The organism is Serratia sp. PL7 (genome assembly GCF_945957435.1).
Genome location: NZ_CAMFLB010000001.1, coordinates 51,803 through 78,230, shown reverse-complemented (window position 1 = coordinate 78,230; position 26,428 = coordinate 51,803). Strand labels below are relative to the sequence as shown.

Sequence of the window (26,428 nt, the reverse complement as noted above, 5' to 3'; positions counted from 1 at the left end):
CTGCCCTGCATGGAGGCATCGACAAGGGATTATCCATGCTGCATCCGCGCGCCAATGCCATGTTGGCCTTTGCTTTGCCTGCGCTGATTATCGGTTCCGCCTCCAGTCTGGTGCTGCTATTGATGATGAAAGTCGCCGCTACGCTGCAGCAATGGCTGTGGGTGACGCTGCCCGACGCGCTGAGCCTGGATGCCCAGGCACCCTGGTGGCCGCTCGGCATGCTGACGCTGACCGGCGTGGCGGTCGGCCTGATCGTGCGCTACATGCCGGGCCACGCCGGGCCGGATCCGGCGACGGAATCGCTGATCGGCATGCCGCTGCCGCTCTCCGCCCTGCCGGGGCTGGGATTGGCGCTGATCGTCGGCCTGGCCGGCGGCGTCAGCCTGGGGCCGGAAAACCCGATCACCGCCATCAATATCGCGCTGGTGGCGGCGGCGGGGGCGCGCCTGCTGCCGAAGGTGCCGCGCATGGACTGGATCATCCTGGCGGCCGCGGGCACCATCGGCGCGATGTTCGGCACGCCGGTCGCCGCCGCACTGATCTTCTCGCAAACCCTGGCGGGCAATAACGAAACGCCGCTGTGGGATCGGCTGTTCGCCCCGCTGGTGGCCGCCGCCGCCGGCGCGGTCACCACCCAGATGTTCTTCGTACCCAATTTCGCCCTTCAGCTCGACGCCTACGACGTAACGCGACTGCCGGACATCTTCAGCGGCGCCATCGTGGCGCTGATCGCCATCGCGCTCGGCATGGTGGCGCTGTGGTGCTTCCCACACGTTCACCGCCTGTTCCATTCGATGAAGAATCCGGTGTTGATGTTAGGACTGGGTGGCTTTGTGCTGGGCCTGCTGGCGCTGGTGGGCGGAGAGATTACCCTGTTCAAAGGGCTGGATGAAATGAAGCGCCTCGCGGCAGACGGCAACTATTCGGTGCCGGCGCTGTTGACCGTTACCCTGACCAAGCTGGCGGCGCTGGTGATCGCCGCCGCCAGCGGCTTTCGCGGCGGGCGCATCTTCCCAGCGGTGTTCGTCGGGGTGGCGCTGGGGCTGATGCTGCACCAGCACGTTCCGGCGGTGCCGGCGGCGATCACCGTCTCCTGCGCCATTATGGGGCTGGTGCTGGTGGTCACGCGCGACGGCTGGCTCAGCCTGTTCATGGCAGTGGCGGTGGTGCCGGATCTGCACCTGCTGCCCGTCTTATGCATCGTGATGCTGCCCGCCTGGCTGACGCTGGCAGGCAAACCGCTGATGCTGGTGAACCGCCGGCAACCGCCGCACGACGATTAGTCCAGCGCGAACGCGGCGGCAGCGCGGGCGTGGATCGCGGTGGTGTCGAACACCGGCACCGACGCATCCCGCTCGCTCACCAGCAACCCTATCTCGGTGCAGCCGAAAATAATCCCCTGCGCTCCCTGTTGCTCCAGATCGCTGATGATCCGGCGATACTCATCGCGCGAGGCGTCGCGAATGTTACCGAGGCACAGCTCGTCATAGATGATGCGGTGCACGATGTCACGATCGGCGCTGACCGGCGTCACCACATCAATGCCGTGCAATTCCTGCAGGCGGCCGCGGTAGAAGGTCTGCTCCATGGTAAAACGCGTGCCCAGCAGCCCGACGCGGCGAATGTTTTTTTCCCGCACCTGCAGCGCCGTGGCGTCGGCGATGTGAATCAGCGGCAGGCCGCTGGCCTGCTCGACCGCCTCCGCCACCTTGTGCATGGTGTTGGTGCAGATCACGATGGCTTCGGCGCCGGCGGCGCGCAAAGCCACGGCGGCCTCGGCCAGCAGCCGGCCGGCACCATCCCAATCGCCCTGATGCTGCAAGCGTTCAATTTCCTGAAAATCGACGCTGTAGAGCACGATTTTGGCCGAATGCAGCCCGCCGAGGCGCGCCTTTACCTGCTCGTTGATGGTGCGGTAATACGGAATGGTGGATTCCCAACTCATGCCGCCCAGCAGACCCAACACTTTCATCCTTCGTTCCTCAGCATTTCCGACGATCCTCTGACCTTACCTGAGAATCGCCGGGCTGACGACGCCTTATTTGACGCCGGAATTGATCGGCTGGCGCGCTTCGAACCAGCGCTGGCGCAGCGTGTCGTACAGCCAGTTATAGGCCATGGTGTACGGCAGGAAGAACAGGAAGAAACCGATTTCCAGCATAAACGCCTGCGCCCAGGAGATACTCAGCATCCAGGCGGCAATCGGCACGCCGATCAGGATAAAACCGGCTTCAAAGCCGACGGCGTGCAGCGCACGCACCTTCAGGTTACGCACCACCCGGCTGACCGGCCACAGGCGGTCGAACACCGTGTTGTAAACCATGTTCCACAGCATCGCGACGGTGGAGAGCATCACCGCCAACGCACCGACCTGCACCATTGAGCGGTTCAGCAGCCACGCGCCCAGCGGGGCGCAAACCATCACGGCGATGGCCTCGAAACCGACGGCGTGGACGATACGTTCAATGAGAGACTTGTTTTGCAGTTGCATACATCACCTTTTTTTCAACAGTTGTTGCGAAAGCCAGGTGATTATCATCGCTTTTTTGGGTAGATTAAAAATAGATTCCATCGATAAAGTAGATATATGCACTATTCACCGGAAGCGTTACAGGCGTTCGTGGAAGCCGCCGCCCTCGGCTCATTTTCCGCCGCCGCGCGCAAGCTGCGTAAAAGCCAATCCACCGTCAGCACCGCCATCGCTAATCTGGAAGCCGACCTGGCATTGACGCTGTTCGATCGCAGCGCGCGCCAGCCGGTGCTCACCGCCGCCGGCCGCAAAGTGCTGGGGCACGTACAGGCGATCCTCGCGGCCAGCGAACGGCTCGACGCCCTGAGCATTCAGCTGGCGGGCGAGGTTGAACCGCGCCTGAGCATGGTGTTTTCCGATACCTACCAGCCCAAGCATCACGATCGGTTAATGCAGCTGTTCGAACAGCGCTACCCGGAAATTGAGCTGGAATGGATGATCGCCGAGGAAGGCGACGTTATCGATCTGCTGCAAAGCGGCCGCGCGCATTTGGGCATGGTAGAAGTGCAAAAACGTTATCCGCCGGATATCGCCTTCTCCCGGCTGCCTGAGCAGACCGAAATGGGGCTGTTCGTCGCCCATCAGCATCCGCTGGCGCAGGTCGCCGCGCCGACGCCAGAGCAATTGTCCAGCACCCGCCAACTGATCCTCAATACCTACACCGGCGCCGAGGCGGCCAGACAGGGTGGCCTGGTCTGGTCGGCGCCCAGCTATCTGCTGTTGCTGGAGATGGCGGAACAAGGATTCGGTTGGGCGGTGTTGCCGCACTGGCTGGTGCAGCAATACGGCCACGGCAGGCTCACCCAGCTGCGGCCGCGCGGCTGGCCAAAACTGATTTCGGTGGATGCGGTATGGTCCAAACTGACCCCGCCGGGCCCGGCGGGGTTCTGGATGCTGGAGCGCCTACTGGGCGATACCCTGCCCTAAGCGGCGGCGTTGCGCGCCTGAATGGCGCGGGAGACGGTATCGAGAAGTTCCGGAATGTCCATCTTCGGCAGCATCACTTCGATGAAGGCCAGCCGTTCGTCGTCCGCTACCTCGCGCAGCGCCTGACGCAATCCGTCCGGATCGCTGACCCGCAACGCCTTCACCGGCCGCTCACCGGCCAACGCCGACGGCAGCTGCGTCCAGTTCCAGCGCGCGATATCGTTATAACGTTGCTCCGGCCCGTGGATCGCGCGTTCAACGGTATACCCCTGATTGTTCAGCACGAAGATCACCGGCTTAAGCCCGTCGCGCAACATCGATCCCAGTTCCTGCACGGTCAGCTGCGCGGCGCCGTCGCCGATCAGCAATACTGCCCGGCGCTGCGGTTCGGCGGTCTGCACGCCGAACGTCGCCGGCAGGGTATAGCCGATCGATCCCCAGAGCGACTGCACGATCAGCCGGCAGCCGCGAGGCAACGTCAGCGCCGCCGCGCCGAAACAGGCGGTGCCCTGATCGGCCAGCACGATATCCCCCGGCCGCAGGAAATCCTGTATCTGCCGCCAGAAGGCGTGCTGATCCAACCCTTCCCCATTGCCTTCCGGCAGGGCCGGGCGGACGATCGGCGGCAACGGCCAACGCGACGCCAGCGACAGACTCAGGCGATGCAGCGCCTGTACCGCCTCGCGCATCGGGATGCGGCTAAAACACCGCCGTCCAACCCAGGCTTCGAACGGCTGAATATCGATGCATTTTTCCACCGGCAGATGATGCGTGAAACCGGCGGTAATGGTGTCGGTCAAACGCACCCCGACGCTGATCACCACATCGGCGTTTTCGATAAGCTGTTTCACCGCCGGATCGCTGGCGCTACCGCAGTAGGTACCGACAAAACCGGCGCGGTTTTCATCCAGCACGCCCTTGCCGAGCAGCAGCGTAGCGTGCGGAATGTCGACCTCCTGCAGCCACTCGTCCAGCACCCCTTCGGCGCCGAAGCGATCGGCCAGGAAATCCGCCAACAATGACACCCGCCGCGCCGACAGCAGCTTTTCGCGCGCCGCGGCGATAAATGCCTGCAATGCGCTCTGCGACAGTTTGGCCTGGCGCAGCATCAGCGGCGCCGGTTTACTCGGCAGCGGCGCCTGCGCGACGTCGCTGGGCAACATCAGATAAACCGGGCGATGTTCCAGCAAGGCGACGCCGATCAGGCGGTCTATCTCCATCGCGGCGTTATCGGCGGTCAGATTGGCCTGCGCGACGGTCACCTCTTTGGCGATCCGGGCGAAGTGGGTGAAGTCGCCATCCCCCAGCGAATGATGCAACAAATCACCGGCGCGCTGGGCGCGCTGCGCCGGGGTGCCGACCACGTGGATCACCGGCAGGTATTCGGCGTAGCTGCCGGCCACCCCGTTCAACGCGCTTAGCTCGCCGACGCCAAACGTGGTGAGCAGCGCGGCCGCCGGTTTGCAGCGCGCGTAGCCATCGGCGGCGTAGGCGGCGTTCAATTCATTGGCGCAGCCTACCCAGGTGATTTGCGGATGAGCGAGAACATGATCAAGAAATTGCAGGTTGTAATCCCCCGGCACGCCGAAGAAATGACGGATGCCGATTTGGGCCAGACGATCGAGAAGATAATCGGCCACCGTATAGGTCTGAGTCATGATCATCACCTGTCTGCAGCTGGAGCGATTATCTTAATTATCGAAGATGCCGTTCAAATTTCGAACAAACGCTCCGGCATCGAACGGCAACCTGGCGTTACATGCCGGCGCTGTGATCGCTCCCCCGGCAGCGTGGTGTGGAAACGTATACACTCAAAGCACTTCACCTCTCGCCGACAAGGATAACTATGTCCTACCAAGCCTCCCCTACGCGTTATCAAGATATGGAATACCGGCGCTGTGGCCGCAGCGGGCTGAAGCTGCCCGCCGTCTCGCTCGGGCTGTGGCACAACTTCGGCGACGCCACGCTGTATGACAACGCCCGCGGCCTGATCCGCTGCGCCTTCGATCGCGGCATTACCCATTTCGATCTGGCCAATAACTACGGCCCGCCGCCCGGCGCCGCCGAGGAGAACTTTGGCCGCATGCTCAACGCCGATCTGCGGGCCTGGCGCGATGAGCTGATCGTCTCATCCAAAGCCGGTTACACCATGTGGCCCGGCCCCTACGGCGATTGGGGCTCGAAAAAGTACCTGGTCGCCAGCCTCGATCAGAGCCTGAAGCGCATGGGGTTGGAGTATGTGGATATCTTTTACCACCACCGGCCGGATCCGGACACGCCGCTGGAAGAAACCATGGCGGCGCTGGATTTGTTGGTGCGCCAGGGCAAAGCGCTGTATGTCGGCCTGTCCAACTACCCGGCCGAGCGCGCGCGGCAGGCGTTCGACATTCTGCAGCGGCTCGGTACGCCGTGCGTGATCCACCAGCCCAAGTATTCGATGTTGGAACGCACGCCGGAGGCGGAATTGCTGGATACGCTGGCGGAGCATGGCGTCGGCGCGATCGCCTTCTCGCCGCTGGCGGGCGGCCTGCTGACCGACCGCTACCTGCACGGCGTCCCGCAAGATTCCCGCGCCGCCAGCGGCAGCCGCTTCCTGCAGCCGGAGCAGTTGACCGACGAGCGGCTGGACAAGGTGCGCCGCCTCGATGCGCTGGCGCGGCAACGCGGGCAGAAGCTGTCGCAGATGGCGCTGGCCTGGGTGCTGCGCGGCGATCGCGTTACCTCGGTGCTGATCGGCGCCAGTAAGAATGCGCAGATAGAAGACGCGGTGGGCATGCTGGCCAATCGTCACTTCAGTGAAGAAGAGCTCGCGCAGATCGAGAAAATCTTATTGTAATCGTTTACAAATTCCGCCGCTCAATCGAGCGGCGAGACTCCAGAAAAATCTCAAATCTTGGCCTCCCGCACCGTTTTCAGAGTGGCTCTCAGATTCAACCCTATGCGCTGGCGCTATGATGCCGATATTGCAGCAAAATAACGATAAGGCCGCTTTTTTAAACTGATGAACGCGCTTCATAAAGTGACAAACGGCCAAGCCGCGCAAGCGGGAAGGAGAAGCCATGTTTAAACCTCTGCTCTTGGCCGCCATCTTGGCGGCGACGGTACTGCCCGCCGCACAGCAAGCACACGCCGAAGGGATCAGCATCGATCTGATGCCGGGCGTTTCACTGCGCATCGGCGATCAGGACAATCGCGGCCGTTACTGGGACGGTTACGACTGGCGCGATCGCGACTGGTGGCAAGGCCATCAGGGGCGCTATCTCGGCGACCGCAGCCGTCGCGGTTACTACTGGGACGGCTATCGCTGGCGCGACCGCGACTACTGGCGCAAACACTATTACTATCATGAAGGACGCTATCGTAAATACGACAAGCATTACGATAAGCACCATTGGAAGAAAGAGAAAAAGCACCACCACGATCATGACCGCGATCGCTGGCGCCGCCACGGCGATGACGACCGCGATTAACGACGACGGGCCGGCGTAATGCCGGCCCGCGTTTTTTTTGCCTACAGCACGCTGCCGATCAGCAGGTAGCCGTTCAATCCCACCACCACCAGTACGATCAGCTTGCCCAGGTTTTGCACCAGCGGGCCGTTGACCATTTCCCCCATCAGCGCCCGATTACCGGTGAAAGCCAGCAGCGGCACCAGCGCCAGCGCAATGCCGAAGCTGAGCAGCACCTGGCTCAGCACCAGAATGCGCGTGGCGTCCATTCCCAGCATGATAACGATAAACGACGGCAGCATGGTCACCGCGCGACGCAGCCACAGCGGGATATGGAAATGCACAAACCCCTGCATCACCACCTGCCCCGCCAGCGTGCCCACCACGGTAGAGGAGAGACCGGCGGCCACCAGGCTCAGGCCAAACACGGTGGCGGCGGCTTGCCCGAGCAGCGGTTGCAGCGTCAGATAGGCCACGTCGAGATCGGCGATGCCGCTGTGGCCGCTGAAATGAAACGCGGCGGCGGCGGTGGCCATCATCGCCAGGTTGACGAAACCGGCGATGGTCATGGCGACGGCGACGTCGACTTTGGTGGCGGCATAGCGCTCCGCCTTGTCATGCTCGCCGCCGACTTGGGTGAGCGACGAATGCAGGTAGATCACGTGCGGCATGATGGTGGCGCCCAATACCCCGGCGGCCAGAAATACCGCATCGCCGTTAGGCAGATCGGGCAGCGCCATGCCCTTCAGCAGCGGCGCGAGCTGCGGCTGGGAAAATGCCAGCTCGACGATGTAAGCGGCGGCGACGAACAGCAGCAGGCCGCCAATCACCCGCTCCAGCGGCTTTTGCCCGCGTTTTTGCAGCATCAAAATTAAAAAGGTGGCGATGCCGGTCAGCACCGCGCCCTGCAACAGGGACACGCCGAGCAGCAGTTTGAAGCCGATCGCCGCGCCGATAAACTCGGCCAGGTCGGTCGCCATGGCGATGATCTCCGCCTGCACCCAATAGGCCCACACCGCCGGCCGCGGAAAGCGATCGCGAATGTGCTCGGCCAGGTTTTTTCCGGTGGCGATGCCCAGCTTGGCAGACAACAGTTGGATCAGCATCGCCATCACGTTGGCCCAGACCACGACCCACAGCAGGCTGTAGCCGAACGAGGCGCCGGCCTGGATGTTGGTGGCGAAGTTACCGGGATCGATATAGCCGATAGCGGCGATGAAGGCGGGCCCCATCAGCGAGAGTTTGATTTTTCTGGCGGAGCGACCGGGGGTGGTTTCAACCACGCGACTGTTCAGCATATGTTGAACCCTTACTGAAATTACGTTTATCTCCACTCTATATAAATGATAATAATTATCAAGCGCATTTAGAGCGGTAAAACTTATCTCTGTAATAGCCAACATTAATGGTTTTATCGAAGGGTCCGACACCAAGCATGCCGATTTCCGTGCTTTTGGGATGGGATTTTAGCTGCAATACCCCTGAAAGACAGGTTAGCACAAGAATACGAATTTCCTATCTCTGCGTTAACATCTTGATTTTTTATGCTTTTGCGCAACACTTTAGGAGAATTCCCGCTATGATTTTCCATATTTGCAATAGAAGTCTCGTTTTTAAACGTAGCGTTACATAAAATGACAGCCGAAATTCAGCCTGCCTCAAATTTGGAGCAAACATGTCCCATATTGCGCACTTTGCGTTGGCGATAGTAGTGGTGGCGATCCTGGCCCTGTTGGTGTGCCGCGATCGTAAAAGCATCCGCATTCGCTATGTTATTCAATTACTGGTTATCGAAGTACTGCTGGCCTACTTTTTCCTGCATTCGGAAGCGGGTTTGGGCTTCGTAAAAGGATTCGCCGCGCTGTTTGACAAACTGCTCGGGTTTGCGGGACAAGGGACTGATTTCGTGTTCGGCGGCATGGGCGACAAAGGCCTGGCGTTCTTCTTCCTGAAGGTGCTGTGCCCGATCGTCTTCATTTCGGCGCTGATCGGTATTCTGCAGTACATCAAAGTGCTGCCTTTCATCATCCGCATTATCGGTACCGTGCTGTCGAAAGTGAACGGCATGGGCAAGCTGGAGTCGTTCAACGCCGTCAGCTCGCTGATCCTGGGCCAATCCGAAAACTTCATCGCCTACAAGGATATCCTGGGCAAGATGTCGGAAAAGCGCATGTACACCATGGCGGCAACCGCGATGTCTACGGTGTCCATGTCTATCGTCGGCGCCTACATGACCATGCTAGACGCCAAGTTCGTGGTGGCGGCACTGGTATTGAACATGTTCAGCACCTTTATCGTGCTGTCGTTGGTCAACCCGTACGATACCAATAAAGAAGAAGAGCTGCATCTGGGCAATCTGCACGAAGGCCAGAGCTTCTTCGAAATGCTGGGTGAATACATCCTGGCCGGCTTCAAAGTAGCGATTATCGTCGCCGCGATGCTGATTGGCTTCATCGCCCTGATCGCCGCGCTCAATGGCGTATTCAGCGCTATCTTCGGCCTGAGCTTCCAGGAAATCCTCGGTTACTTCTTCTATCCGTTCGCCTGGATCATGGGCATTCCTAAACACGAAGCCCTGCAGGTCGGCAGCATCATGGCGACCAAGCTGGTTTCCAACGAATTCGTGGCCATGATGGAGCTGCAGAAAGTCTCTGCCGAGCTGTCGCCGCGCAGCCTGGGGATCCTGTCGGTGTTCCTGGTGTCCTTCGCCAACTTCTCTTCCATCGGCATCGTGGCCGGTGCGATCAAGGGCCTGAACGAACACCAGGGCAACGTGGTGTCGCGCTTTGGTCTGAAGCTGGTGTACGGCTCTACGCTGGTCAGCATCCTGTCCGCTTCCATCGCGGGTCTGGTGCTGGGCTAAGCCTCGAACCGACGACGATAACAAGGCGCCTGCGGGCGCCTTTTTTATTGCTTGGCATTCGGCGAAGGATAAATGACGAAAAGCAAAAAGCCGACCCTAAGGTCGGCTTTTTAAATGGTGGTGGAGCTAGACGGGATCGAACCGTCGACCTCTTGCATGCCATGCAAGCGCTCTCCCAGCTGAGCTATAGCCCCACAAAAGTGGTACGCGTTGACCGGCGTTACGGTATTCCCCAACCTCTCTGAGAAGAAGGTTGGTGGAGCTAGACGGGATCGAACCGTCGACCTCTTGCATGCCATGCAAGCGCTCTCCCAGCTGAGCTATAGCCCCGTTCCACAATCACTTTGTGCTGTGAACGGGGCGCATAATATGAAACCCATTCAAAGCTGTCAACGGCTAAATTGAATTACTGAATCAAGCGTTGAAAAAGCCGCCAAATCAGCATGTTTGGCGCCAAAAAATCATCAGTTTGTGCAGAGTTCATCCATTTTGCGCGCTACATCTCAAAATAGCAAAAGACCCTGCATATCACGTTGATTTTTAATTAACGGAATGTTAGCGAAATGCGCTTGAGTCGGGCTCCCGAGCGGCATAGACTGCCCGCGCCATAAACTTTATTACTATAAACCGAGTCCGTCATGTCTTTGCATTCACCAAAAGAAATCGCCGCCCTCGCCGTTCAGGCCGGGGTAAACAAAAGCCGCGCCCCTCTCGCTAATCTGTTGATTCTGGGCTTTCTCGCCGGCGCCTTTATCGCCACCGGCTTCCTGCTGGATATTCACGTCATCGGCACCCTGCCGGCTGAATGGGGCTCTTTCGGCGCCCTATTGGGCGCCGCGGTCTTCCCTATCGGTTTGATCCTGACCATTCTGGCCGGCGGCGAACTGCTGACCGGCAACATGATGACCTTGCCGATGGCCTGGTTTGCCCGCGAAATCCCCGCCATCGCCGTGCTGCGCAACTGGTTTTGGGTCACTCTGGCCAACCTGGCCGGCAGCGTGGCCGTCGCGTACTTCTTCGGCCATTTGCTGGGCCTGACCGAAGGCGCGTTCTTGCATAAGACGCTGGCGATCGCGCAGGCCAAAGTGGATGCGGACTTCCTGCACGCCTTCATTTCCGGCGTCGGCTGCAACTGGCTGGTGTGCCTGGCGGTGTGGTTAGCCTTCGCCAGCAAAGATGTGCCGGGCAAAGTGATCGGCATGTGGTTCCCTGTCATGGCTTTTGTCGCCATCGGCTTCCAGCACGTGGTGGCGAATATGTTCATCATCCCGGCGGCCATCTTTGCCGGCGGCATGGGTTGGGAACAGTATCTGCCTAATTTCGTCGCGGTATTTCTCGGCAATGCGCTGGGCGGCGCCGGCTTTGTCGGGCTGATGTATTTCATCGCCTACCGTCCGGGTTTGCCGGCCGGCGAACAAGCCTGACAGCAAGCAATAAAAAAGCCCCGGGATCGCTCCACGGGGCTTTTTCATTTACGGCGTATCAGCCTAATCAGGCCTGGGCTTCACGCTCGGCGATGTAAGCCAGCGCCATATCGATACGCTGTAGCGAGCGCTTCTGGCCGATCGCATGCACGGTCACGTCCATGCCCGGCGACTGGCCGGCGCCGGTCACCGCGACGCGCAGCGGCATGCCGACTTTGCCCATGCCGACACCCAGCTCATCCGCCGTGCCCTGAATGGCGTCGTGCACATTTTCCGGCGTCCAGACGGTGATGACGGCCAGCTTGGCACGCACCGCTTCCAGCGGCTGACGCGCGACCGGGCGCAGGTGCTTCTTGGCGGCGTCGGCGTCGAACTCGCTGAAGTCTTCGTAGAAGTAACGGCAAGACTCCGCCATCTCTTTCAGCGTCTTGCAACGCTCGCCCAGCAGCTTGACAAGGTCTTTCAGTTCCGGACCGTTGCGGGTTTCAATGCCCAGTTGCTCAACGTGCCATGCCAGATGCACCGCCACTTCTTCCGCCGGCATATGGTTGATGTAGTGGTGGTTCAGCCACTGCAGCTTCTCGGTGTTGAAGGCGCTGGCGGATTTGTTGATCGCTTCCAGCGTGAAGAACTCTTTCATCTCATCGATGGAGAAGATCTCCTGATCGCCATGGGACCAACCCAGGCGCACCAGGTAGTTCAGCAGCGCCTGCGGCAGATAGCCGTCGTCGCGGTATTGCATAACACCCACGGCGCCGTGGCGCTTGGACAGCTTTTTACCGTCGTCGCCGAGGATCATCGACACGTGCGCATATTCCGGCACCGGCGCGCCCAGCGCTTTGAGAATGTTGATCTGGCGTGGGGTGTTGTTGATGTGGTCTTCACCGCGGATCACATGGGTGATTTCCATGTCCCAGTCATCGACGACGACGCAGAAGTTATAGGTTGGCGAACCGTCGGTGCGGCGGATGATCAGATCGTCCAGCTCCTGATTGCTGAATTCGATCGGGCCGCGAATTTTGTCGTCGAAGATCACCGACCCTTCCTGCGGATTGCGGAAACGCACCACGTGCGGCTCGTCGTCGGTGTGGCTGCACTGGCTGTCGCGGCAGTGGCCGTCGTAACGCGGCTTCTCGCCGTTTTCCATCTGCTTCTCGCGCAACGCTTCCAGACGTTCCTTGGAGCAATAGCATTTATAGGCCGTGCCCTGCTCCAGCATCTCGTCGATGACCGCGTTGTAGCGATCGAAACGCTTGGTCTGGAAATACGGGCCTTCATCCCAATCCAGGTTCAACCAGTTCATGCCATCCATAATTGCGTCGATCGCGTCCTGGGTCGAACGTTCCAGATCGGTATCTTCGATACGCAGAACGAACTCACCGCCCGCATGGCGGCTGAACAACCAGGAGTAAAGTGCGGTACGCGCGCCGCCGACGTGGAGATAGCCGGTCGGGCTCGGTGCAAAACGGGTTTTGATTTTCATTGGGTTCACTGCCTTATTACGCAACGCGTGTCGGCGATGGCCGACGATTGCTCGGAATTGAAAAAAGAGTGGACGACATTGTATCACCACGCGCTAATTCCTCAACGCCGACACGATATTGCGCCGGTCGATTTCGCGCGTTTTGCGGCGAGTTTCGCATAGCGTTGCGCAAAGAATCAGCGCTACTGGCGATAATTATCGCGCCCTGCCTAAATTTGCGGCGAACGATTGAAATCATTTTAAAAAGCGTTGACTCACTTTGAACTATCCCTATAATGCGACTCCAACAAGACGGGGCGATTAGCTCAGTTGGTAGAGCATCTCCTTTACACGGAGGGGGTCGGCGGTTCGAGCCCGTCATCGCCCACCATCTTGTTGAGAAAAATGAGAACGAATGAGGGTGATTAGCTCAGTTGGTAGAGCATCTCCTTTACACGGAGGGGGTCGGCGGTTCGAGCCCGTCATCACCCACCATCATTCTCTCGTTTAGCAGTACCTGGAAGTCCTGAAGTGGGTGATTAGCTCAGTTGGTAGAGCATCTCCTTTACACGGAGGGGGTCGGCGGTTCGAGCCCGTCATCACCCACCACTTCTGCGGGTCGTTAGCTCAGTTGGTAGAGCAGTTGACTTTTAATCAATTGGTCGCAGGTTCGAATCCTGCACGACCCACCAATTCAGAAAAAAGCGCCTTTTGGCGCTTTTTTCGTTTCTGCGCCACCTGACTCTGCCTTTATCTTCTTACTGACATGGCCCACTGAGTCGTGCGGGTGAGATCCTGCGTTCAGGTTCGAGCATCGCGCAGCGACACGACAACGCGCAGCGTTGCCCGTAGGGTGAGGCAACAGGCCGAATCAATCCTGCACGACCCACCCATTCAGAGAAAAGCGCCTTTGGGCGCTTTTTCCGTTTCTGTCTCACCCACTTCCCTTTTCTTCGTATTCTTTCTTTATTCACCACGCGCTGAGATACGAATGGTTATCATTTTGGCGGCTTGAATGGTAAATTAGCGGGCATCCACCACGCAGCCAATCCGCCGCCGGATTGATACGCCTTAGTTCAAGGAAAGAAAGAGCCCGCTCATGACCCTATCCTTACGCCAGCTGTTCATTGCATTCATCGCCACTTCCAGCCTGTTGCTCAGCGGCTGTGGCCCGGACGACAAGAACGACGAGCAGAAACCTTCCGCCCCCGCTGCCGACAGCAGTTGGCCGCGCACCATCGACAGCGCCAAAGGGAAATTCACGCTGGAAAAACCGCCGCAGCGCATCGTGTCCACCAGCGTCACCATCACCGGTACGCTGCTGGCGATCGACGCCCCGGTGGTCGCCAGCGCCGCCACCAGCCCAAATCCCCTGGTAGCCGACCAACAAGGCTTCTTTACCCAGTGGAGCGAGGTGGCCAAACAGCGCCACGTCGAACGGCTGTATCAGGTGGAACCCAATGCCGAAGCCGTCGCCGCTGCCGCGCCGGATTTGATCGTCGTCGCCGCCACCGGCGGGGATTCAGCGCTGAAGCTGTACGATCAGCTGTCCGCCATTGCGCCGACGTTAGTACTCGATTATGGCGACAAAAGCTGGCAACAGCTGGCCAGCGAGCTCGGTGAGATCACCGGTCACGAAGCCGGCGCCAAACAGGCGGAAGATCGTTTCGAACAGCGCGTGGAGCAAGTGAAGCAGGCGATCACCCTGCCGCCACAGCCGACCACGCCGCTGGTGTATGCCGACAACGGCCGCGAGGCCATGCTGTGGACACCGGGCTCCGCCCAGGGCAAGCTGCTGACCCAGCTTGGCTTCCAATTGGCCATCCCGCCGGAAAGCGCCAAAGGCAACGCCAGCATGGGTAAACGCCATGACATCATCCAGATCTCCGGCGAAAAAATGGCCGAAGGCCTGAACGGCAAAACCCTGATCCTGTTCGCCACCAATGAGCGCAAAGTGCAAGAGGTGCTGACCAACCCGTTCCTTAAACATCTGGAGCCGGTGGAACAGCGGCACGTCTATGCCGTCGGCAACGACACCTTCCGCCTCGATTATTACAGTGCCACCAACATGCTGAACCAAATCGAACGGCTGTTCAAAAAGCCCTGAACCACGCCGTCGGCAGGCCAGGCTCCTGCCGACGCTTTCAACAAGCGGGGCGACCGTTCACATTCAATCAATTGAAATATCAATAGTTATTAACATCGTCAACGCACCTTTGCCACCAACCGGCGGGTGCATGCGGGCGTAAACTCGTGCTACTATTAGCGCCCGCATGAACGCAAATAACAATGAGAATAAAAATCATACAGGAGTTACCGGTGTGAACGTACCCACTCCGACTGAGCGGACGCTTTCGTCCGCACCGCACGCAGCTTACGCCAGTGGCTTCAAACGCCTCGCCGGGTTCGGTATCGGTTTGGCGCTGTTGCTGCTGTGCATCATTGCCAGCCTGATGCTGGGTTCCAAGGCCATCCCCTTCCATACCGTCTGGCTCAGCCTGCAGGGCGCCGCGAGCGGTTCCGACAGCACCATCATTCTCAACGCCCGAGTGCCCCGTACGCTGGCGGGCATTTTAGCCGGCATGGCGCTCGGCGCCGCCGGCGCGCTGATTCAGGCGTTGACGCGCAATCCGCTGGCCGATCCCGGCGTGCTCGGCATCAACGCCGGCGCCAGCTTCGCCGTGGTCATCGGCATCATGTTTTTCGGCGCCGCCACCACTGAAAGCTATATGGCCTATGCCTTCGTCGGCGCTGCCCTCACCACCCTGCTGGTCTACCTGATCGGCACGCTGGCGGGTGGGCGCATCAACCCGGTGCGGCTGACGCTGGCCGGCGTGGCGATCGGCGCGGTACTGCTCGGCATCACCACCGGGCTGTCGCTGATCGATCCGCAAACCTTTGACCAACTGCGCTTCTGGCAGGCCGGCACGCTGGATATCCGCACGCTGTCCACGCTGCCGGTCACCGCCCCCGCCATTTTGCTCGGCTGCCTGCTGACGCTGCTCATCGCCCGGCCGCTGAATACCATCGGTATGGGGGAAGATTTGGCTATCGCGCTCGGCGCGCGCGTAGTGCTGACTCAGATTGTCGCGGTGATCGCCATCACGCTGCTGTGCGGCGCGGCGACCGCCACCGTCGGCCCAATCAGTTTCATCGGCCTGATGGTGCCGCATATCGCCCGCTGGTGGGTCGGCCCCGACCAGCGCTGGATCCTGCCCTACTCCATGCTGCTGGCGCCGATTTTACTGCTGTGCGCCGACGTGGTCGGCCGCTTGCTGGCGGCCGGTGAACTGCGGGTTTCCATCGTGGCGGCCTTCATCGGCGCGCCGGTGCTGATCTGGCTGGTGCGCCGCAAGAAAACGCTGGGGGGTCTGTGATGAGTCTGCCCCACACGTTGCATATCGGCCGCCCGGACGGCGTCATCAACTGGCGCATGCCGCTGCGCCTGCTGCTGGTCAATCTTTCGCTGCTGGCGTTGTGCCTGGCGATGGCCGTTGCCGCGCTGTGCTACGGCACACTGCAACTTTCGCTGGAACAGGTCTTTGCCGCGCTCAGCGGCGAGGCGCCGAAAAATCTGGTCACCGTGGTCACCCAATGGCGTTTGCCGCGTATTGCCATGGCGCTGTTGTTAGGTGGCGCGCTCGGCATGAGCGGCGCCATCTTCCAGTCGATTATCCGCAACCCGCTCGGCAGCCCGGACGTGATTGGCTTTAACATGGGGGCTTACACCGGCGCGCTGATCGCCATCACCCTGTTCAACGGCGGCTATTACTACATCGCCGGCGGCGCGCTGGCCGGCGGCATTCTCGCCGCGCTGGCCATCTACCTGCTGGCCTGGCGGCAAGGCATCGCCGGCTTCCGGCTGATCATCGTCGGCATCGCCATCAGCGCGGTCTTGGTCTCCACCAATACCTGGCTGATCATCACCGCTTCGCTGGAGCGCGCCATGGACGCCGCCATGTGGCAGGCCGGTTCGCTCAACGGCATGACCTGGCAGAAAGCCCAGCCCGCCACGGCGTTCATCCTGCTGGCGGCCGCGGCCGCGCTGCTGATGGGCAAACGGCTGCAGCTATTGGAAATGGGCGACGACACGGCGCGCGCGCTGGGCGTGAACGCCGAAGGCAGCCGGCTGTGGCTGATGCTGTTCGGCGTTACCCTCACCGCCGCCGTCACCGCCACCGCCGGGCCGATTTCCTTTATCGCGCTGGCGGCGCCGCAGATCGCCCGCCGCCTGGCCGGACAATCCTCGGTCACCCTGACGTCATCGGCGCTGATGGGCGCAGCGCTGCTGCTCAGCGCCGACGTGGTGTCCCAACATCTTTTCGCGCCGATCCAACTGCCGGTCGGGGTCGTGACCGTCTGCATCGGCGGCCTGTACCTGATTTGGCTGCTCATCCGTGAGGCCCGCAGATAATGAAGAGTGATAATGCCATGAGCCACCGCCTGCACGCCTCGCACCTGAAGCTGGGCTACGACAATAAAATCATCGCTGACGATTTGAGCGTGGCGATCCCCGATGGCGCCTTCACGGTGATCGTCGGGCCGAACGCCTGTGGCAAATCGACGCTGCTGCGCGCCCTGTGCCGCCTGCTGAAACCCAGCGCCGGCGAGGTGATGCTGGACGGCAAAAACATCAGCAGCTTCGCCACCAAAGCGCTGGCGCGCGAGCTTGGGCTGCTGCCGCAAACCTCGATCGCACCGGACAGCATTACCGTGGCGGACCTGGTGTCGCGCGGCCGCTATCCGCACCAGAGCCTGTTGAAACAGTGGACGCAGGCCGACAAACAGGCGGTGGAAGCCGCCATGGCGGCCACCAACGTCAGCCAGTTGGCGGATCGCAGCGTCGACGAGCTGTCCGGCGGACAGCGACAGCGCGTCTGGGTGGCGATGGCGTTGGCGCAGCAAACGCCGCTGCTGCTGCTGGATGAACCGACCACCTACCTCGACATCGCGCACCAAATAGAGTTGCTGGATCTGTTCCGCCAGCTCAACCGCGAGCGCGGCCAAACCCTCATCGCGGTGCTGCACGATCTCAACCACGCCTGCCGCTATGCCGATCACATCATCGCCATGCGCGACGGCAAGATCGTGGCTGAGGGGAAACCGGCGGAGATCATTACCGCCGAGCTGGTGGAACGGGTGTTCGGCATGCCATGCATGATCATCGACGATCCGCTGTCCCACACGCCGCTGGTGATCCCGCGCGGCCGCTACCACTGCGACGCGCCGCACGCATGAAAAAGGCCGGGTTACCCCGCAATGCCGCTCACTTAAGCCTGAGTGGCATTTTTTTATCCAGCCTCTGGGCGTTCTGTGCTGGGGAATTGCCGTAAATGTCCGCATTTCTCTGTGGCCAATATGAACGGCAATTGGAGGGGCCGATAGCGCGGCCCCTCCACCCGCGCCTTCGCTTAACACCATCTGTCCGCTACGCGGATACCCTCGCCGCGTCTGCGTTGTCGGGCGGGTCGGCTGCGACAAACGTCCCTGTTAGTCTCGCCTCAACCGGCCTTCCCTGGCCGGTTGACCCTGACAACGCCGTCTTGCTCGGCAGCCGGTGATGCGCGCCCAAGGTCAACACCTGAGCTGGCTGCTACCGGGAAATCTGTCGCTTATGAGGTTCTGGTAGAGAAGTTGGAGATGAGCGCGGTGTTGGGCGCCCTTGAAGACGCCGAACGCAGGCATAGCGCATTAGGCGAAACCGCCATGGACGGCGGTTTCAGGTGAGACAGGCAGGGACGCCTGTCGCAACCGGCCTCAATGCGGTATGGCGGAGAGAGGGGAGTTGGCAAAGCCAACCGTCTGATAGGGCAAAGGCGCGGGTTGCCAGGGGCCGCGCCTTCGGCTCCTGGCTCGGTCGAGGTGCGTGAGCCACATGGGGCATCTCACTTTTATCGACCGAAAATGTCACGAACGCCTGCAGAAAAACGCTAACTGATCAGCATTGGGGTTACCCCGGCCTTTTCGTTACTTCTCCAGCGACACCTGCTTGAAGATGTGTTTGCCGAACGGGTCTATTTCGTAGCCTTTCACTTCCTTGCGCACCGGTTCGAAGATGGTCGAGTGCGCGATCATCAGCGCCGGCATCTGATCGTGCATCATCACCTGCGCCTGCTGGTACATCGCCACCCGCTTGGCATGATCGTTCTCTTCACGCGCCTGCAGGATCAGCTGGTCGAACGGTTTGTAGCACCATTTCGCCGAGTTGGAGCCGCCGAGCGAAGCGCAGGTGAACAGCGGGCCGAAGAAGTTGTCTGGATCGCCGTTGGCGGTGGTCCAGCCCATCAGCGCGGTCTGGTGTTCGCCGTTTTTAATCCGCTGCAAATATTCGCCCCACTCGAAGGTGACGATTTTGGCGCGCACGCCGATTTTAGCCCAGTCGGCCTGGATCATCTCCGCCATACGCTTGGCGTTGGGGTTATAGGGCCGCTGCACCGGCATCGCCCATAGATCGATATCGAAGCCCTGCCCCAACCCGGCCTCCTGCAACAGCTGCTTCGCACGCTCCGGCGAATACGGGTAGTCTTCAAGCTGCGCGTTGCTGCCCCATTGGGTCGGCGGCAGCAGGTTCTTGGCCGGCTGGCCGGCGCCGTGGAACACCGCGTCGATGATCGCCGGCTTGTTGACCGCCAGCGCCAACGCCTGGCGCACCTTGACGTTATCCAACGGTTTCTTCTGGGTGTTGAACGCCAGGAAGCCGATATTCAAGCCGGATTTTTCCATTACCTGAAGGTTGCCGTCCTGCCGCATGCGCGCCAGATCCGCCGGATTAGGGAACGGCATCACCTGGCACTCGTTCTTTTGCAGCTTGGCGTAACGCACCGTCGCATCCGGCGTGATCGAAAACACCAGCCGATCGATCTTCGGCTTGCCTTCCCAGTAGCGGTCGAACGCCTTGTAGAGGATTTTCGCGTCTTTCTGGTACTGCACCAGCTGGAACGGCCCGGTGCCGATCGGATCGTTGTCCACCCGCTGCGGCGTGCCGGCCTTCAGCATCGCGTCGGCATATTCCGCCGATAATAGGGTGGCGAAATACATGCCCAGATCGGCGACGAACGGCGCCTCGGCGCGGGAGAGTTCAAAGCGCACGGTGTGGTCATCCACCTTGACGATCCGGTCAATCAGCGTGCCGAACTCCATCGACTCGAAGTTGGTGTAGGCGCCGTTGGAGACCTTGTGATACGGGTTGTTGGCGTCCTTCTGGCGCATAAACGAGAAGATGACGTCATCGGCGTTGAAATCGCGGGTGGGCGTGAAATATTTATTGCTCTGGAATGCCACGCCCTTGCGCAGATGGAAGGTATAGCGCTTGCCGTCTTCGCTCACCTCCCAGCTTTCCGCCAGGCTGGGTTGCAGCTCGACGGTGCCGGGTTTGAAATCCACCAACCGGTTGTAGATCGCCGCCGAACTGGCGTCTACCGTGGTACCGGAGGTGAACAGCTGCGGGTTGAAGCCTTCCGGCGAGCCTTCGGAACAGTAGACCAGCGTATTGGCCCGCGCGCCGCCGGCAATCGCCAACGCCAGCAGCCCGATCGTTATTGCTTTTCTTTTCATTGCGCTATCCCCAGTGGTGAAAAAACAGCCCAACGGATAGCAATAAATCATGCAGTTAGCGATGTAAAGGACAAATTCCGCGCATAAAAACGGGCAGGCGCGCAAGCGGCCTGCCCCGGTGAAACGGCACGATGATGATGAAATTAAATCATCTGGCTGAAGTTCATCTGCGCCATCAGCTTATAGTTGTCGGCATAGTCGACCGGAATGGCCACCACCACCGGCCCCTGGATCGCCATCGCCTTGCGCAGCATCGGCCGCAGGTCGTCCACCGACTGCACGGCGAAGCCGACCGCGCCGCAGGATTCCGCGTAGGCCTTGAAGTCAATGGGCCCGAACTCCACGCCGGATTTGCGCTGATATTTGTTCACTTCCTGCATTTCCACCATGTTGTAGGCATTATCGACCCAGATCACGTGCACGATGTTGTTTTTCAGCCGCACCGCGGTCTCCAGCTCCATGCTCGACTGCATGAAGCCACCGTCGCCGGAGATTGACACCACCTTGTCGCCGGGGCGCACCAGCGCCGCGCCGATGGCCCACGGCAGCGCCACCCCCATGGTTTGCTGGCCGTTGGAGATCAACAGCTGGCGAGCGCGGAAGCTGTAAAGATAGCGGGCGATCCAGATGTGGAAACTGCCCATGTCCACGCACAGCGTCACGTCGTCACTGACGATGTCCTGCAGCTCCTTGACGATGCGCAGCGGGTGGATCGGCATGCCGCCGCGGCGCGCGGCGCGCTCCGCCAGTTCAGTACGCTGGCGGCCAAGATCGGTGAGGATCAGCTCCACTTCCGGCGGCACGCAGACCGCCTCAGTGAACGCTTCGGTCATCATGTTCAGCGTAGCGCTGATGTTGCCCACCAGCTCGACGTCCGGCCGATAGCAGGTATCGATATCCGCCGGCAGCACGTCGATATGCACCAGCTTCAGCCGCCCGTGGCTGTTCCACATGCAGGGATCGTATTCGATCGGATCATAACCGACGCTCACCACCAGATCGGCCTTCTGCAGCAGCTGATCGGCCGGCTGGTTGTTAAACAGGCCGACGCGGCCGGCGAAACGGGCAAAGTGGTTGACGTCGATCACCCCCGCCGCCTGATAGGTGCCAACCACCGGCATATGGGTGCGGTACAGCAGATGGCGCACCGCCTCGCTGTTCTCCGGCCGGCTGGCCTGCAAGCCCAGCAGCAGCACCGGGCATTTGGCCTGGCGGATCAGTTTCACCGCCGCCTGAATGTCGTCCGCCGCCGCGGCCCCCATGCGCGGCAAGCGGCAGCCCGCCAGCACCGGCGCGCTGACCGGTTCATTGACGATATCCATCGGCAGGCTGACGAACGACGCCCCCGGCCGGCCGAACTCGGCGCGGCGGAAGGCGTTGGCGATCACCTCGGAAATCGCCGAACCGGCATGCACTTCGGCGCAGTACTTGGTCACCGGCCGGAACATGCTGACGGTATCCATGCTCTGGTGCGTCTGCTTCAGGCTGTCGGCGCGCTTCACCGCCCCGCCGAAGGCCACCACCGCGTCCCCTTCCGAGGTGGCGGTCGCCAGCCCGGTGATCAGGTTGGAGCTGCCCGGCCCGGAGGTGACCAGCGCCACCCCGGCCTTGCCGGTCAGGCGGCCGACCGCCGCCGCCATAAAGGCCGCGTTGGCCTCATGCCGCACCACCACCGTTTCGATCGATGGCGCGTCCTCCAGCGAGTCGAACACCCGGTCGATCTTGGCGCCCGGAATGCCGAAAACGTGTTTGACGCCCTGCGCCTCCAGGTTTTTCACCACCAAATCGGCGCCGCATTGCCAGTCATTGCCTGTTTTTTCCTGTGCCATGGTTCCACCTCCTAAGAAAACAATCGCCGGGGTTAGCCCTCGGCGGAACGAATCGCGCGGTCCAAATCCTCTGGGCAGAGGTTGGCGCGCAAGAAATCCGCATCATGCGGCAACTGAAGATTGAGACGCGTGATGACGCCGAACTGCAAACGGCCATGATCGAGCTGGTAGTCCAGTACGTGGCCGCCGCCGCTGCGGTCGTCGGTAACGAAGTGTTCGTGATAGCCGGCCACGCCGATGCCCTGCATGTAATCCGGCGATCGGAAGCCGACCAGCGTGCCGCGCCGCTGATGGAACGAGAAGGTCGGCTGCTCTTCTATCGCTTCCAGCATTGGGCGGTAAGGCCGTTCCTGACGCGGTACGGTGCGGGTTTCGACATGGCTGAACTCACCGTCCACCCGCACCGCGCAGAACAGGTTCGGCGAGGCGACCTGTTCGTCGATGCACTGGTGCAGCTGTGCCTTGGTGATCGGCCGGTCGAATTGCTGGCTGACGCTGGGCTGGAAAAAGGTGACGACGGCGAAGGGGGTTTTCTGTTGCAGGCAGGCCGGCCGGGCGCTGCCGTCGGCGCGCAGCTGGTGTATTTCCCGATCGAAAGCGATCAGTTCACCGTCCAGATGATTGAAGGTGCCGAGGCCGAAGTTGCCGTGTTTGAGCAACTCGGCAATGGTGGTTTCGCCCTCGTAGACCCCGTCGATGAGCGCGCTCATCAGCGAGATTTGATAGATTTCGCCCTCCCCGGCGTTGATTGACTGCCTGGCAAAACCCTGCGCCAAATGGCGCGCACAGGAACACCCGTGTTTTTCGTTCATGACTAACTCCTCCACCAGCGCGGGATCGCGGTTCCGCGCGTTCAAAAGACCCACCGACGGCGGGCCAAGATGCCTCTCAGGCACGTTCATCAGTTGGAACGATTCAGCCTGAGGCGACAAAAAAACCGGCACGGCTGGCCGGCCGATATCCAGAGTCAACAGCATGATGAGTGAAAGTAAAGGCTCACTAATCATTAATGCTGGATCGGATATCAAATTGAACGGTTAATCTGGTGTTGGAGCGACTATCAACTCCGCAGGCGGCTCGCGCAGCCTGGGAAAAACATCTGTTATTTAGTGCTAAGCGCCGCGAGGTTTATGCGTTTTCTCTCTATACGGCCGGGATAAGGCGGCGTTGAAGCCCGTCGTCAACCCGCAGCCAGAGTAGCCGCCGCGCCGCCGGCAGAGAAGCGGGTATTCATAAGAAACGCTTTTGCATATAATGCAAAAATGAATGACGCCCGCTATGTAGAACATCTGCCAATTTTTCTCGACGTGGCCCACCTGGGCAGCTTTTCCGCCGCCGCGCGCCAGCTGGGTATGGTGCCTTCTTCGCTGGTGCGCCATATCGATGCGCTGGAAAGCGCGCTCGGCGCGACGCTGTTCGTGCGCTCCACCCGCGGCCTGTTGCTGACCGACGCCGGCGAGCTGCTGCTGACACGCGCCGCCGCTCTGATGACGGACATTACCGGCCTTCGCGCCGAGCTGAACGCGCTGAACGAAACGCCGCAGGGCACGCTGCGCATCAGTTGCCTGCCGACCTTCGGCAAAACCTATGTGCTACCGCTGCTGCCGACGCTGGCGGAACGGTACCCTCAGCTGTGGGTCGATCTCGATCTGACCGAACGCCAGACCGATCCGACCCAGGAACGGCTGGACGCCGCCATCCGCATCGGCGAGCAGAAGGACAGCGCGCTGTACGCCAGCCGCATCGCCACCCAACGCTGGGTGATGTGCGCCAGCCCCGGCTACGTCGCCCGCTATGGCCTGCCGAGCGATCTGGAGGCGCTGCCGCAGCACCGGCTGATCGCCCGCTACCACAAGCAGCAGCCGGCCTGCTGGGCGCAGATCCTCGACGCGGCGCTGATGAGCCGCTGCACCATGGCGCTGCGCTGCGACGACTTCACCGCGCAGCGTCAGGCCGCACTGCTCGGGCTCGGCATCGCCTTTCTGCCCAACTGGGTGGTGGGGCCGGACGTGCAGCACGGGCAACTGGTGCAAATGCTGGAAGATCCGCGCCATGAGCAGCAAGGCATCTATCTGCTGCGCCCGATGGCGAAGGTGTCCGCCCGGCTGGCTGCCTTCACTGCCCTGCTGCAGCAAACCATCGGTCAGCCGCCCAGCTGGGGGTAAAGCGGCGTCACTCGTCCATGCAGGGCCGGGTTGTCGCTCTCGTCCTTCAGCTCGATGCCGCTCAGCCGCCGCTGGAACGCCTGCTCCAGCAGCCAGGCCAGGCGGAACGCCGCCTGCGGGTAATCCAGCCCCTCGGGCCGTACGTTGGAAATACAGTTGCGCTCGGCGTCCGTTCTGCGCGCGCTCGGTCCCCAGGTCAAATAGATGCCCAGACTGTCCGGCGACGACAGCCCCGGCCGTTCGCCGATCAGCATCGCCACCGCCCGAGCCTGCAGGCATTCACCGATCTCATCCCCCAGCGCCACCCGCGCCTGATGCGCCAGCACCACCGGTGCCACGGTCAGCCCCAGCGTATCGAGATAGGGCCGCAGCGCTTGCAGCAACGGCAGCGCCTGGCGGTGCACCGCCTTGGAGGAGAGGCCGTCCGCCACCGCCAGCAGCAGATCGACGCGGCGCGGCGGTAAACCAAGCAGCAGGCTGCGGCTGTCCGGCGCCAATCGCCGCCCCAGATCCGGACGGCGCAGGTAGGCGGCGCGGTCGCCAGCCTGGCTGTGCACCGCCAGCGTGGGCCAACCGGCATCGTGCAGATCCGCCGCCAGCCGCTCGCTGTCGAAAGGCTGATGCACCGCGTCGCGCGCCTGGGCATGGGCCAGGCCGAAGCGCAGCAGCTCGTCGGTCGGCAGACTGGCGCCGGTGCGCCCCAGCGCGATGCGCGCGTCGGTAAAGGCGCGCAGCGCATCCCAACTGTTGACGTGAACCGGTTTGCTCATGTCCGTTCTCCCTGCAGCGCCAGCAACAGCGGGTGATTGGCGGCGGCGTCGCGCAGCCGCCCGCGTTCGTCGGTGATGTTCATCGCCGCCAGCCAGGCGGCGAACTCCGGCGCGTGCTTCAGCCCCAGCAGCTCTCGGATATAGAGCGCGTCGTGGAACGAGGTGCTTTGGTAGTTGAGCATGATGTCATCCGCGCCCGGCACGCCGATCAGGAACGTCAACCCGGCGGCGGCCAATAGCGTCAGCAGCGTGTCCATGTCGTCCTGATCGGCTTCGGCATGGTTGGTGTAGCAGACGTCGCAACCCAGCGGCAGGCCGAGCAGCTTGCCGCAAAAGTGGTCCTCCAGCCCGGCGCGGATAATTTGTTTGCCGTCATACAGGTATTCGGGGCCGATAAACCCCACCACGGTGTTGATCAGCAGCGGTGAGAAATGGCGCGCCACCGCATAGGCACGCGCCTCACAGGTCTGCTGATCGACGCCGTGATGCGCGTTAGCCGACAGGCAACTGCCCTGCCCGGTTTCGAAGTACATCACGTTATCGCCCAACGTGCCGCGCTTGAGGCTCAGCGCCGCCTGCTGCGCCTCCGCCAGCAGCGCCAGACTGATGCCGAAACCGCGATTGGCCGCTTCGGTACCGGCGATCGACTGAAACACCAGATCCACCGGTGCGCCGCGCTCCATCAGCCGCAGCGTGTTGGTCACGTGGGTCAGCACACAGGATTGGGTGGGAATGGCGAAGCGCTGGATCACGTCGTCCAGCATGTAGTTGAGCTTTTCCAGCAGCGGCAGGCTGTCGCTGGCCGGATTGATGCCAACCACCGCGTCGCCGCTGCCGTACAGCAGGCCGTCCAGCATGCTGGCGGCGATGCCCTGCAGGCTGTCGGTCGGGTGATTGGGCTGCAGCCGCACGCTGAGGTGGCCCGGAAGACCAATCGTATTGCGAAAGCGCGTCACTACCCGGCACTTCTTCGCCACCAGGATCAGATCCTGATTGCGCATGATCTTGCTCACCGCCGCTGCCATCTCCGGCGTAATGCCGGCGGCCACCTGCGCCAGCATGGCGCTGTCGGCCTGCTCGCTCAGCAGCCAGTCGCGAAAATCGCCGACCGTGAGGTGCGAGATGGGCTCAAAAGCGGCGGCATCGTGATTATCGATAATCAGGCGCGTCACCTCGTCCTGCTCGTACGGCACCAGCGTCTGCTGCAGGAACGCCTTGAGCGGCAAATCCGCCAGCGCGATACGCGCCGCCATACGCTCTTCGGCGCTTTGCGCCGCCACCTCCGCCAGATAATCGCCGGAACGCGCAGGCGAAGCTTTCGCCATCAGCTGACGCAGATCGCCAAAGCGATAGCCGCGTTGGCCCACCGTTGCCTGATACATAACCCCCTCCCTTGCCCCGAGTGACGAGATAACAGCCCTGCACCAAGTGTAGTCAGTGGGAAAAGAAAATTAT

21 protein-coding genes, 6 tRNA genes and 1 other RNA gene are annotated in these 26,428 nt (G+C 61.2%); 16 read left to right on the top strand and 12 right to left on the bottom strand.

Annotated elements, in window-relative coordinates:
• Positions 1-35: 35 nt before the first annotated feature.
• Positions 36-1,283 (top strand): ion channel protein, encoded by a 1,248-nt coding sequence (locus N6G83_RS00410; RefSeq protein ID WP_025303755.1) that lies wholly within the window; start codon positions 36-38, stop codon positions 1,281-1,283.
• Here the strand turns inward: N6G83_RS00410 and N6G83_RS00405 are convergent.
• The gene (locus N6G83_RS00405) at positions 1,280-1,972 is read right to left on the bottom strand and encodes an aspartate/glutamate racemase family protein (RefSeq protein WP_025303756.1); all 693 of its coding nucleotides are present in this window, start codon (positions 1,970-1,972) and stop codon (positions 1,280-1,282) included. The genes N6G83_RS00410 and N6G83_RS00405 overlap by 4 nt on opposite strands.
• Before the next feature lie 66 nt (positions 1,973-2,038).
• Positions 2,039-2,491 carry a multidrug/biocide efflux PACE transporter gene (locus N6G83_RS00400; protein ID WP_089196133.1) on the bottom strand — a complete coding sequence of 151 codons (453 nt, stop codon included), beginning with the start codon at positions 2,489-2,491 and terminating at the stop codon, positions 2,039-2,041.
• A 96-nt stretch (positions 2,492-2,587) separates the two neighbouring features.
• Between N6G83_RS00400 and N6G83_RS00395 the strand changes: the two genes are divergently transcribed.
• Positions 2,588-3,457 carry a LysR family transcriptional regulator gene (locus tag N6G83_RS00395; protein ID WP_025303758.1) on the top strand — a complete coding sequence of 290 codons (870 nt, stop codon included), beginning with the start codon at positions 2,588-2,590 and terminating at the stop codon, positions 3,455-3,457.
• On the opposite strand, the gene N6G83_RS00390 is transcribed toward N6G83_RS00395, so the two are convergent.
• On the bottom strand, positions 3,454-5,115 hold the full coding sequence (locus N6G83_RS00390; RefSeq protein ID WP_043140285.1) for an alpha-keto acid decarboxylase family protein: 1,662 nt from the start codon (positions 5,113-5,115) through the stop codon (positions 3,454-3,456). The genes N6G83_RS00395 and N6G83_RS00390 overlap by 4 nt on opposite strands.
• Before the next feature lie 188 nt (positions 5,116-5,303).
• Here N6G83_RS00390 and mgrA point away from each other — a divergent pair, with 188 nt between their 5' ends.
• Positions 5,304-6,293 (top strand): L-glyceraldehyde 3-phosphate reductase, encoded by a 990-nt coding sequence (gene mgrA, locus N6G83_RS00385; protein ID WP_099816968.1) that lies wholly within the window; start codon positions 5,304-5,306, stop codon positions 6,291-6,293.
• Positions 6,294-6,516: 223 nt separating this feature from the next.
• Entirely contained in the window at positions 6,517-6,927 is a 411-nt protein-coding gene (locus tag N6G83_RS00380; RefSeq protein WP_025303761.1) for a DUF2502 domain-containing protein, read from the top strand.
• Between the two features lie 41 nt (positions 6,928-6,968).
• Here the strand turns inward: N6G83_RS00380 and N6G83_RS00375 are convergent, their stop codons facing one another.
• The gene (locus N6G83_RS00375; RefSeq protein ID WP_167324492.1) at positions 6,969-8,204 is read right to left on the bottom strand and encodes an Nramp family divalent metal transporter; all 1,236 of its coding nucleotides are present in this window, start codon (positions 8,202-8,204) and stop codon (positions 6,969-6,971) included.
• 377 nt (positions 8,205-8,581) lie between these two features.
• Between N6G83_RS00375 and N6G83_RS00370 the strand changes: the two genes are divergently transcribed.
• Positions 8,582-9,769, top strand: a complete 1,188-nt coding sequence (locus N6G83_RS00370) for a NupC/NupG family nucleoside CNT transporter (protein ID WP_004936373.1) — start codon at positions 8,582-8,584, stop codon at positions 9,767-9,769.
• Positions 9,770-9,887: 118 nt separating this feature from the next.
• Here N6G83_RS00370 and N6G83_RS00365 read toward each other — a convergent pair.
• Together N6G83_RS00365 and N6G83_RS00360 are read right to left on the bottom strand one after the other, a co-directional pair.
• Positions 9,888-9,963: transfer RNA gene (locus N6G83_RS00365), tRNA-Ala, on the bottom strand.
• 60 nt (positions 9,964-10,023) lie between these two features.
• Positions 10,024-10,099: transfer RNA gene (locus N6G83_RS00360), tRNA-Ala, on the bottom strand.
• Between the two features lie 308 nt (positions 10,100-10,407).
• Between N6G83_RS00360 and N6G83_RS00355 the strand changes: the two genes are divergently transcribed.
• Complete coding sequence (locus N6G83_RS00355) at positions 10,408-11,193, top strand: formate/nitrite transporter family protein (RefSeq protein ID WP_043143749.1); 786 nt, start codon at positions 10,408-10,410, stop codon at positions 11,191-11,193.
• A 67-nt stretch (positions 11,194-11,260) separates the two neighbouring features.
• On the opposite strand, the gene gltX is transcribed toward N6G83_RS00355, so the two are convergent.
• Positions 11,261-12,676: a glutamate--tRNA ligase gene (gene gltX, locus N6G83_RS00350; protein ID WP_149570108.1), complete on the bottom strand. Its 1,416-nt coding sequence runs from the start codon at positions 12,674-12,676 to the stop codon at positions 11,261-11,263.
• Positions 12,677-12,970: 294 nt separating this feature from the next.
• Here gltX and N6G83_RS00345 point away from each other — a divergent pair.
• The 9 genes from N6G83_RS00345 to N6G83_RS00305 all read left to right on the top strand — a co-directional run bounded on the left by N6G83_RS00345 (position 12,971) and on the right by N6G83_RS00305 (position 17,893).
• A tRNA-Val gene (locus tag N6G83_RS00345) sits at positions 12,971-13,046 on the top strand.
• A 28-nt stretch (positions 13,047-13,074) separates the two neighbouring features.
• Positions 13,075-13,150, top strand: a tRNA-Val gene (locus tag N6G83_RS00340).
• A gap of 38 nt (positions 13,151-13,188) precedes the next feature.
• A tRNA-Val gene (locus N6G83_RS00335) sits at positions 13,189-13,264 on the top strand.
• Between the two features lie 7 nt (positions 13,265-13,271).
• Positions 13,272-13,347, top strand: a tRNA-Lys gene (locus N6G83_RS00330).
• A gap of 75 nt (positions 13,348-13,422) precedes the next feature.
• A non-coding RNA gene (locus N6G83_RS00325) (RtT sRNA) lies at positions 13,423-13,547 on the top strand.
• A gap of 207 nt (positions 13,548-13,754) precedes the next feature.
• Positions 13,755-14,762 carry a Fe2+-enterobactin ABC transporter substrate-binding protein gene (gene fepB / locus N6G83_RS00320; RefSeq protein ID WP_260516233.1) on the top strand — a complete coding sequence of 336 codons (1,008 nt, stop codon included), beginning with the start codon at positions 13,755-13,757 and terminating at the stop codon, positions 14,760-14,762.
• A gap of 214 nt (positions 14,763-14,976) precedes the next feature.
• Complete coding sequence (gene fepD / locus N6G83_RS00315) at positions 14,977-16,032, top strand: Fe(3+)-siderophore ABC transporter permease (RefSeq protein WP_049209335.1); 1,056 nt, start codon at positions 14,977-14,979, stop codon at positions 16,030-16,032.
• Positions 16,032-17,069 carry an iron-enterobactin ABC transporter permease gene (gene fepG / locus N6G83_RS00310; protein WP_025303767.1) on the top strand — a complete coding sequence of 346 codons (1,038 nt, stop codon included), beginning with the start codon at positions 16,032-16,034 and terminating at the stop codon, positions 17,067-17,069. The genes fepD and fepG overlap by 1 nt, the downstream gene beginning before the upstream one ends.
• 17 nt (positions 17,070-17,086) lie before the next feature.
• The gene (locus tag N6G83_RS00305) at positions 17,087-17,893 is read left to right on the top strand and encodes an ABC transporter ATP-binding protein (protein WP_060447976.1); all 807 of its coding nucleotides are present in this window, start codon (positions 17,087-17,089) and stop codon (positions 17,891-17,893) included.
• A gap of 729 nt (positions 17,894-18,622) precedes the next feature.
• On the opposite strand, the gene N6G83_RS00300 is transcribed toward N6G83_RS00305, so the two are convergent.
• The 3 genes from N6G83_RS00300 to budA all read right to left on the bottom strand — a co-directional run bounded on the left by N6G83_RS00300 (position 18,623) and on the right by budA (position 22,850).
• Positions 18,623-20,209, bottom strand: coding sequence for an ABC transporter substrate-binding protein (locus N6G83_RS00300; RefSeq protein ID WP_016926798.1), 1,587 nt, complete (start codon positions 20,207-20,209; stop codon positions 18,623-18,625).
• Between the two features lie 143 nt (positions 20,210-20,352).
• A complete protein-coding gene (alsS, locus tag N6G83_RS00295; RefSeq protein ID WP_089181182.1) occupies positions 20,353-22,038 on the bottom strand; it encodes an acetolactate synthase AlsS in 1,686 nt (561 codons plus the stop codon).
• A 32-nt stretch (positions 22,039-22,070) separates the two neighbouring features.
• A complete protein-coding gene (gene budA, locus N6G83_RS00290; protein ID WP_060448000.1) occupies positions 22,071-22,850 on the bottom strand; it encodes an acetolactate decarboxylase in 780 nt (259 codons plus the stop codon).
• Between the two features lie 450 nt (positions 22,851-23,300).
• Here budA and N6G83_RS00285 point away from each other — a divergent pair, with 450 nt between their 5' ends.
• The gene (locus tag N6G83_RS00285) at positions 23,301-24,203 is read left to right on the top strand and encodes a LysR family transcriptional regulator (protein ID WP_060447978.1); all 903 of its coding nucleotides are present in this window, start codon (positions 23,301-23,303) and stop codon (positions 24,201-24,203) included.
• On the opposite strand, the gene eutC is transcribed toward N6G83_RS00285, so the two are convergent.
• Positions 24,182-24,973, bottom strand: a complete 792-nt coding sequence (gene eutC, locus N6G83_RS00280; RefSeq protein ID WP_043140316.1) for an ethanolamine ammonia-lyase subunit EutC — start codon at positions 24,971-24,973, stop codon at positions 24,182-24,184. The two genes, N6G83_RS00285 and eutC, sit on opposite strands and share 22 nt — an antisense overlap.
• Positions 24,970-26,355 (bottom strand): ethanolamine ammonia-lyase subunit EutB, encoded by a 1,386-nt coding sequence (locus tag N6G83_RS00275; RefSeq protein ID WP_043140320.1) that lies wholly within the window; start codon positions 26,353-26,355, stop codon positions 24,970-24,972. Before N6G83_RS00275 ends, eutC begins: the two co-directional genes overlap by 4 nt.
• Positions 26,356-26,428 lie beyond the last annotated feature (73 nt).

Coding starts and splice junctions, on each gene's coding strand:
- N6G83_RS00285 (WP_060447978.1), top strand. CDS start 23,301: ATGAATGACGCCCGCTATGTAGAACATCTGCCAATTTTTCTCGACGTG.
- N6G83_RS00370 (WP_004936373.1), top strand. CDS start 8,582: ATGTCCCATATTGCGCACTTTGCGTTGGCGATAGTAGTGGTGGCGATC.
- N6G83_RS00300 (WP_016926798.1), bottom strand. CDS start 20,209: ATGAAAAGAAAAGCAATAACGATCGGGCTGCTGGCGTTGGCGATTGCC.
- N6G83_RS00375 (WP_167324492.1), bottom strand. CDS start 8,204: ATGCTGAACAGTCGCGTGGTTGAAACCACCCCCGGTCGCTCCGCCAGA.
- budA (WP_060448000.1), bottom strand. CDS start 22,850: ATGAACGAAAAACACGGGTGTTCCTGTGCGCGCCATTTGGCGCAGGGT.
- N6G83_RS00305 (WP_060447976.1), top strand. CDS start 17,087: ATGAGCCACCGCCTGCACGCCTCGCACCTGAAGCTGGGCTACGACAAT.
- fepG (WP_025303767.1), top strand. CDS start 16,032: ATGAGTCTGCCCCACACGTTGCATATCGGCCGCCCGGACGGCGTCATC.
- N6G83_RS00410 (WP_025303755.1), top strand. CDS start 36: ATGCTGCATCCGCGCGCCAATGCCATGTTGGCCTTTGCTTTGCCTGCG.
- mgrA (WP_099816968.1), top strand. CDS start 5,304: ATGTCCTACCAAGCCTCCCCTACGCGTTATCAAGATATGGAATACCGG.
- N6G83_RS00390 (WP_043140285.1), bottom strand. CDS start 5,115: ATGACTCAGACCTATACGGTGGCCGATTATCTTCTCGATCGTCTGGCC.
- N6G83_RS00405 (WP_025303756.1), bottom strand. CDS start 1,972: ATGAAAGTGTTGGGTCTGCTGGGCGGCATGAGTTGGGAATCCACCATT.
- fepB (WP_260516233.1), top strand. CDS start 13,755: ATGACCCTATCCTTACGCCAGCTGTTCATTGCATTCATCGCCACTTCC.
- eutC (WP_043140316.1), bottom strand. CDS start 24,973: ATGAGCAAACCGGTTCACGTCAACAGTTGGGATGCGCTGCGCGCCTTT.
- N6G83_RS00380 (WP_025303761.1), top strand. CDS start 6,517: ATGTTTAAACCTCTGCTCTTGGCCGCCATCTTGGCGGCGACGGTACTG.
- alsS (WP_089181182.1), bottom strand. CDS start 22,038: ATGGCACAGGAAAAAACAGGCAATGACTGGCAATGCGGCGCCGATTTG.
- N6G83_RS00400 (WP_089196133.1), bottom strand. CDS start 2,491: ATGCAACTGCAAAACAAGTCTCTCATTGAACGTATCGTCCACGCCGTC.
- N6G83_RS00355 (WP_043143749.1), top strand. CDS start 10,408: ATGTCTTTGCATTCACCAAAAGAAATCGCCGCCCTCGCCGTTCAGGCC.
- N6G83_RS00395 (WP_025303758.1), top strand. CDS start 2,588: ATGCACTATTCACCGGAAGCGTTACAGGCGTTCGTGGAAGCCGCCGCC.
- gltX (WP_149570108.1), bottom strand. CDS start 12,676: ATGAAAATCAAAACCCGTTTTGCACCGAGCCCGACCGGCTATCTCCAC.
- N6G83_RS00275 (WP_043140320.1), bottom strand. CDS start 26,355: ATGTATCAGGCAACGGTGGGCCAACGCGGCTATCGCTTTGGCGATCTG.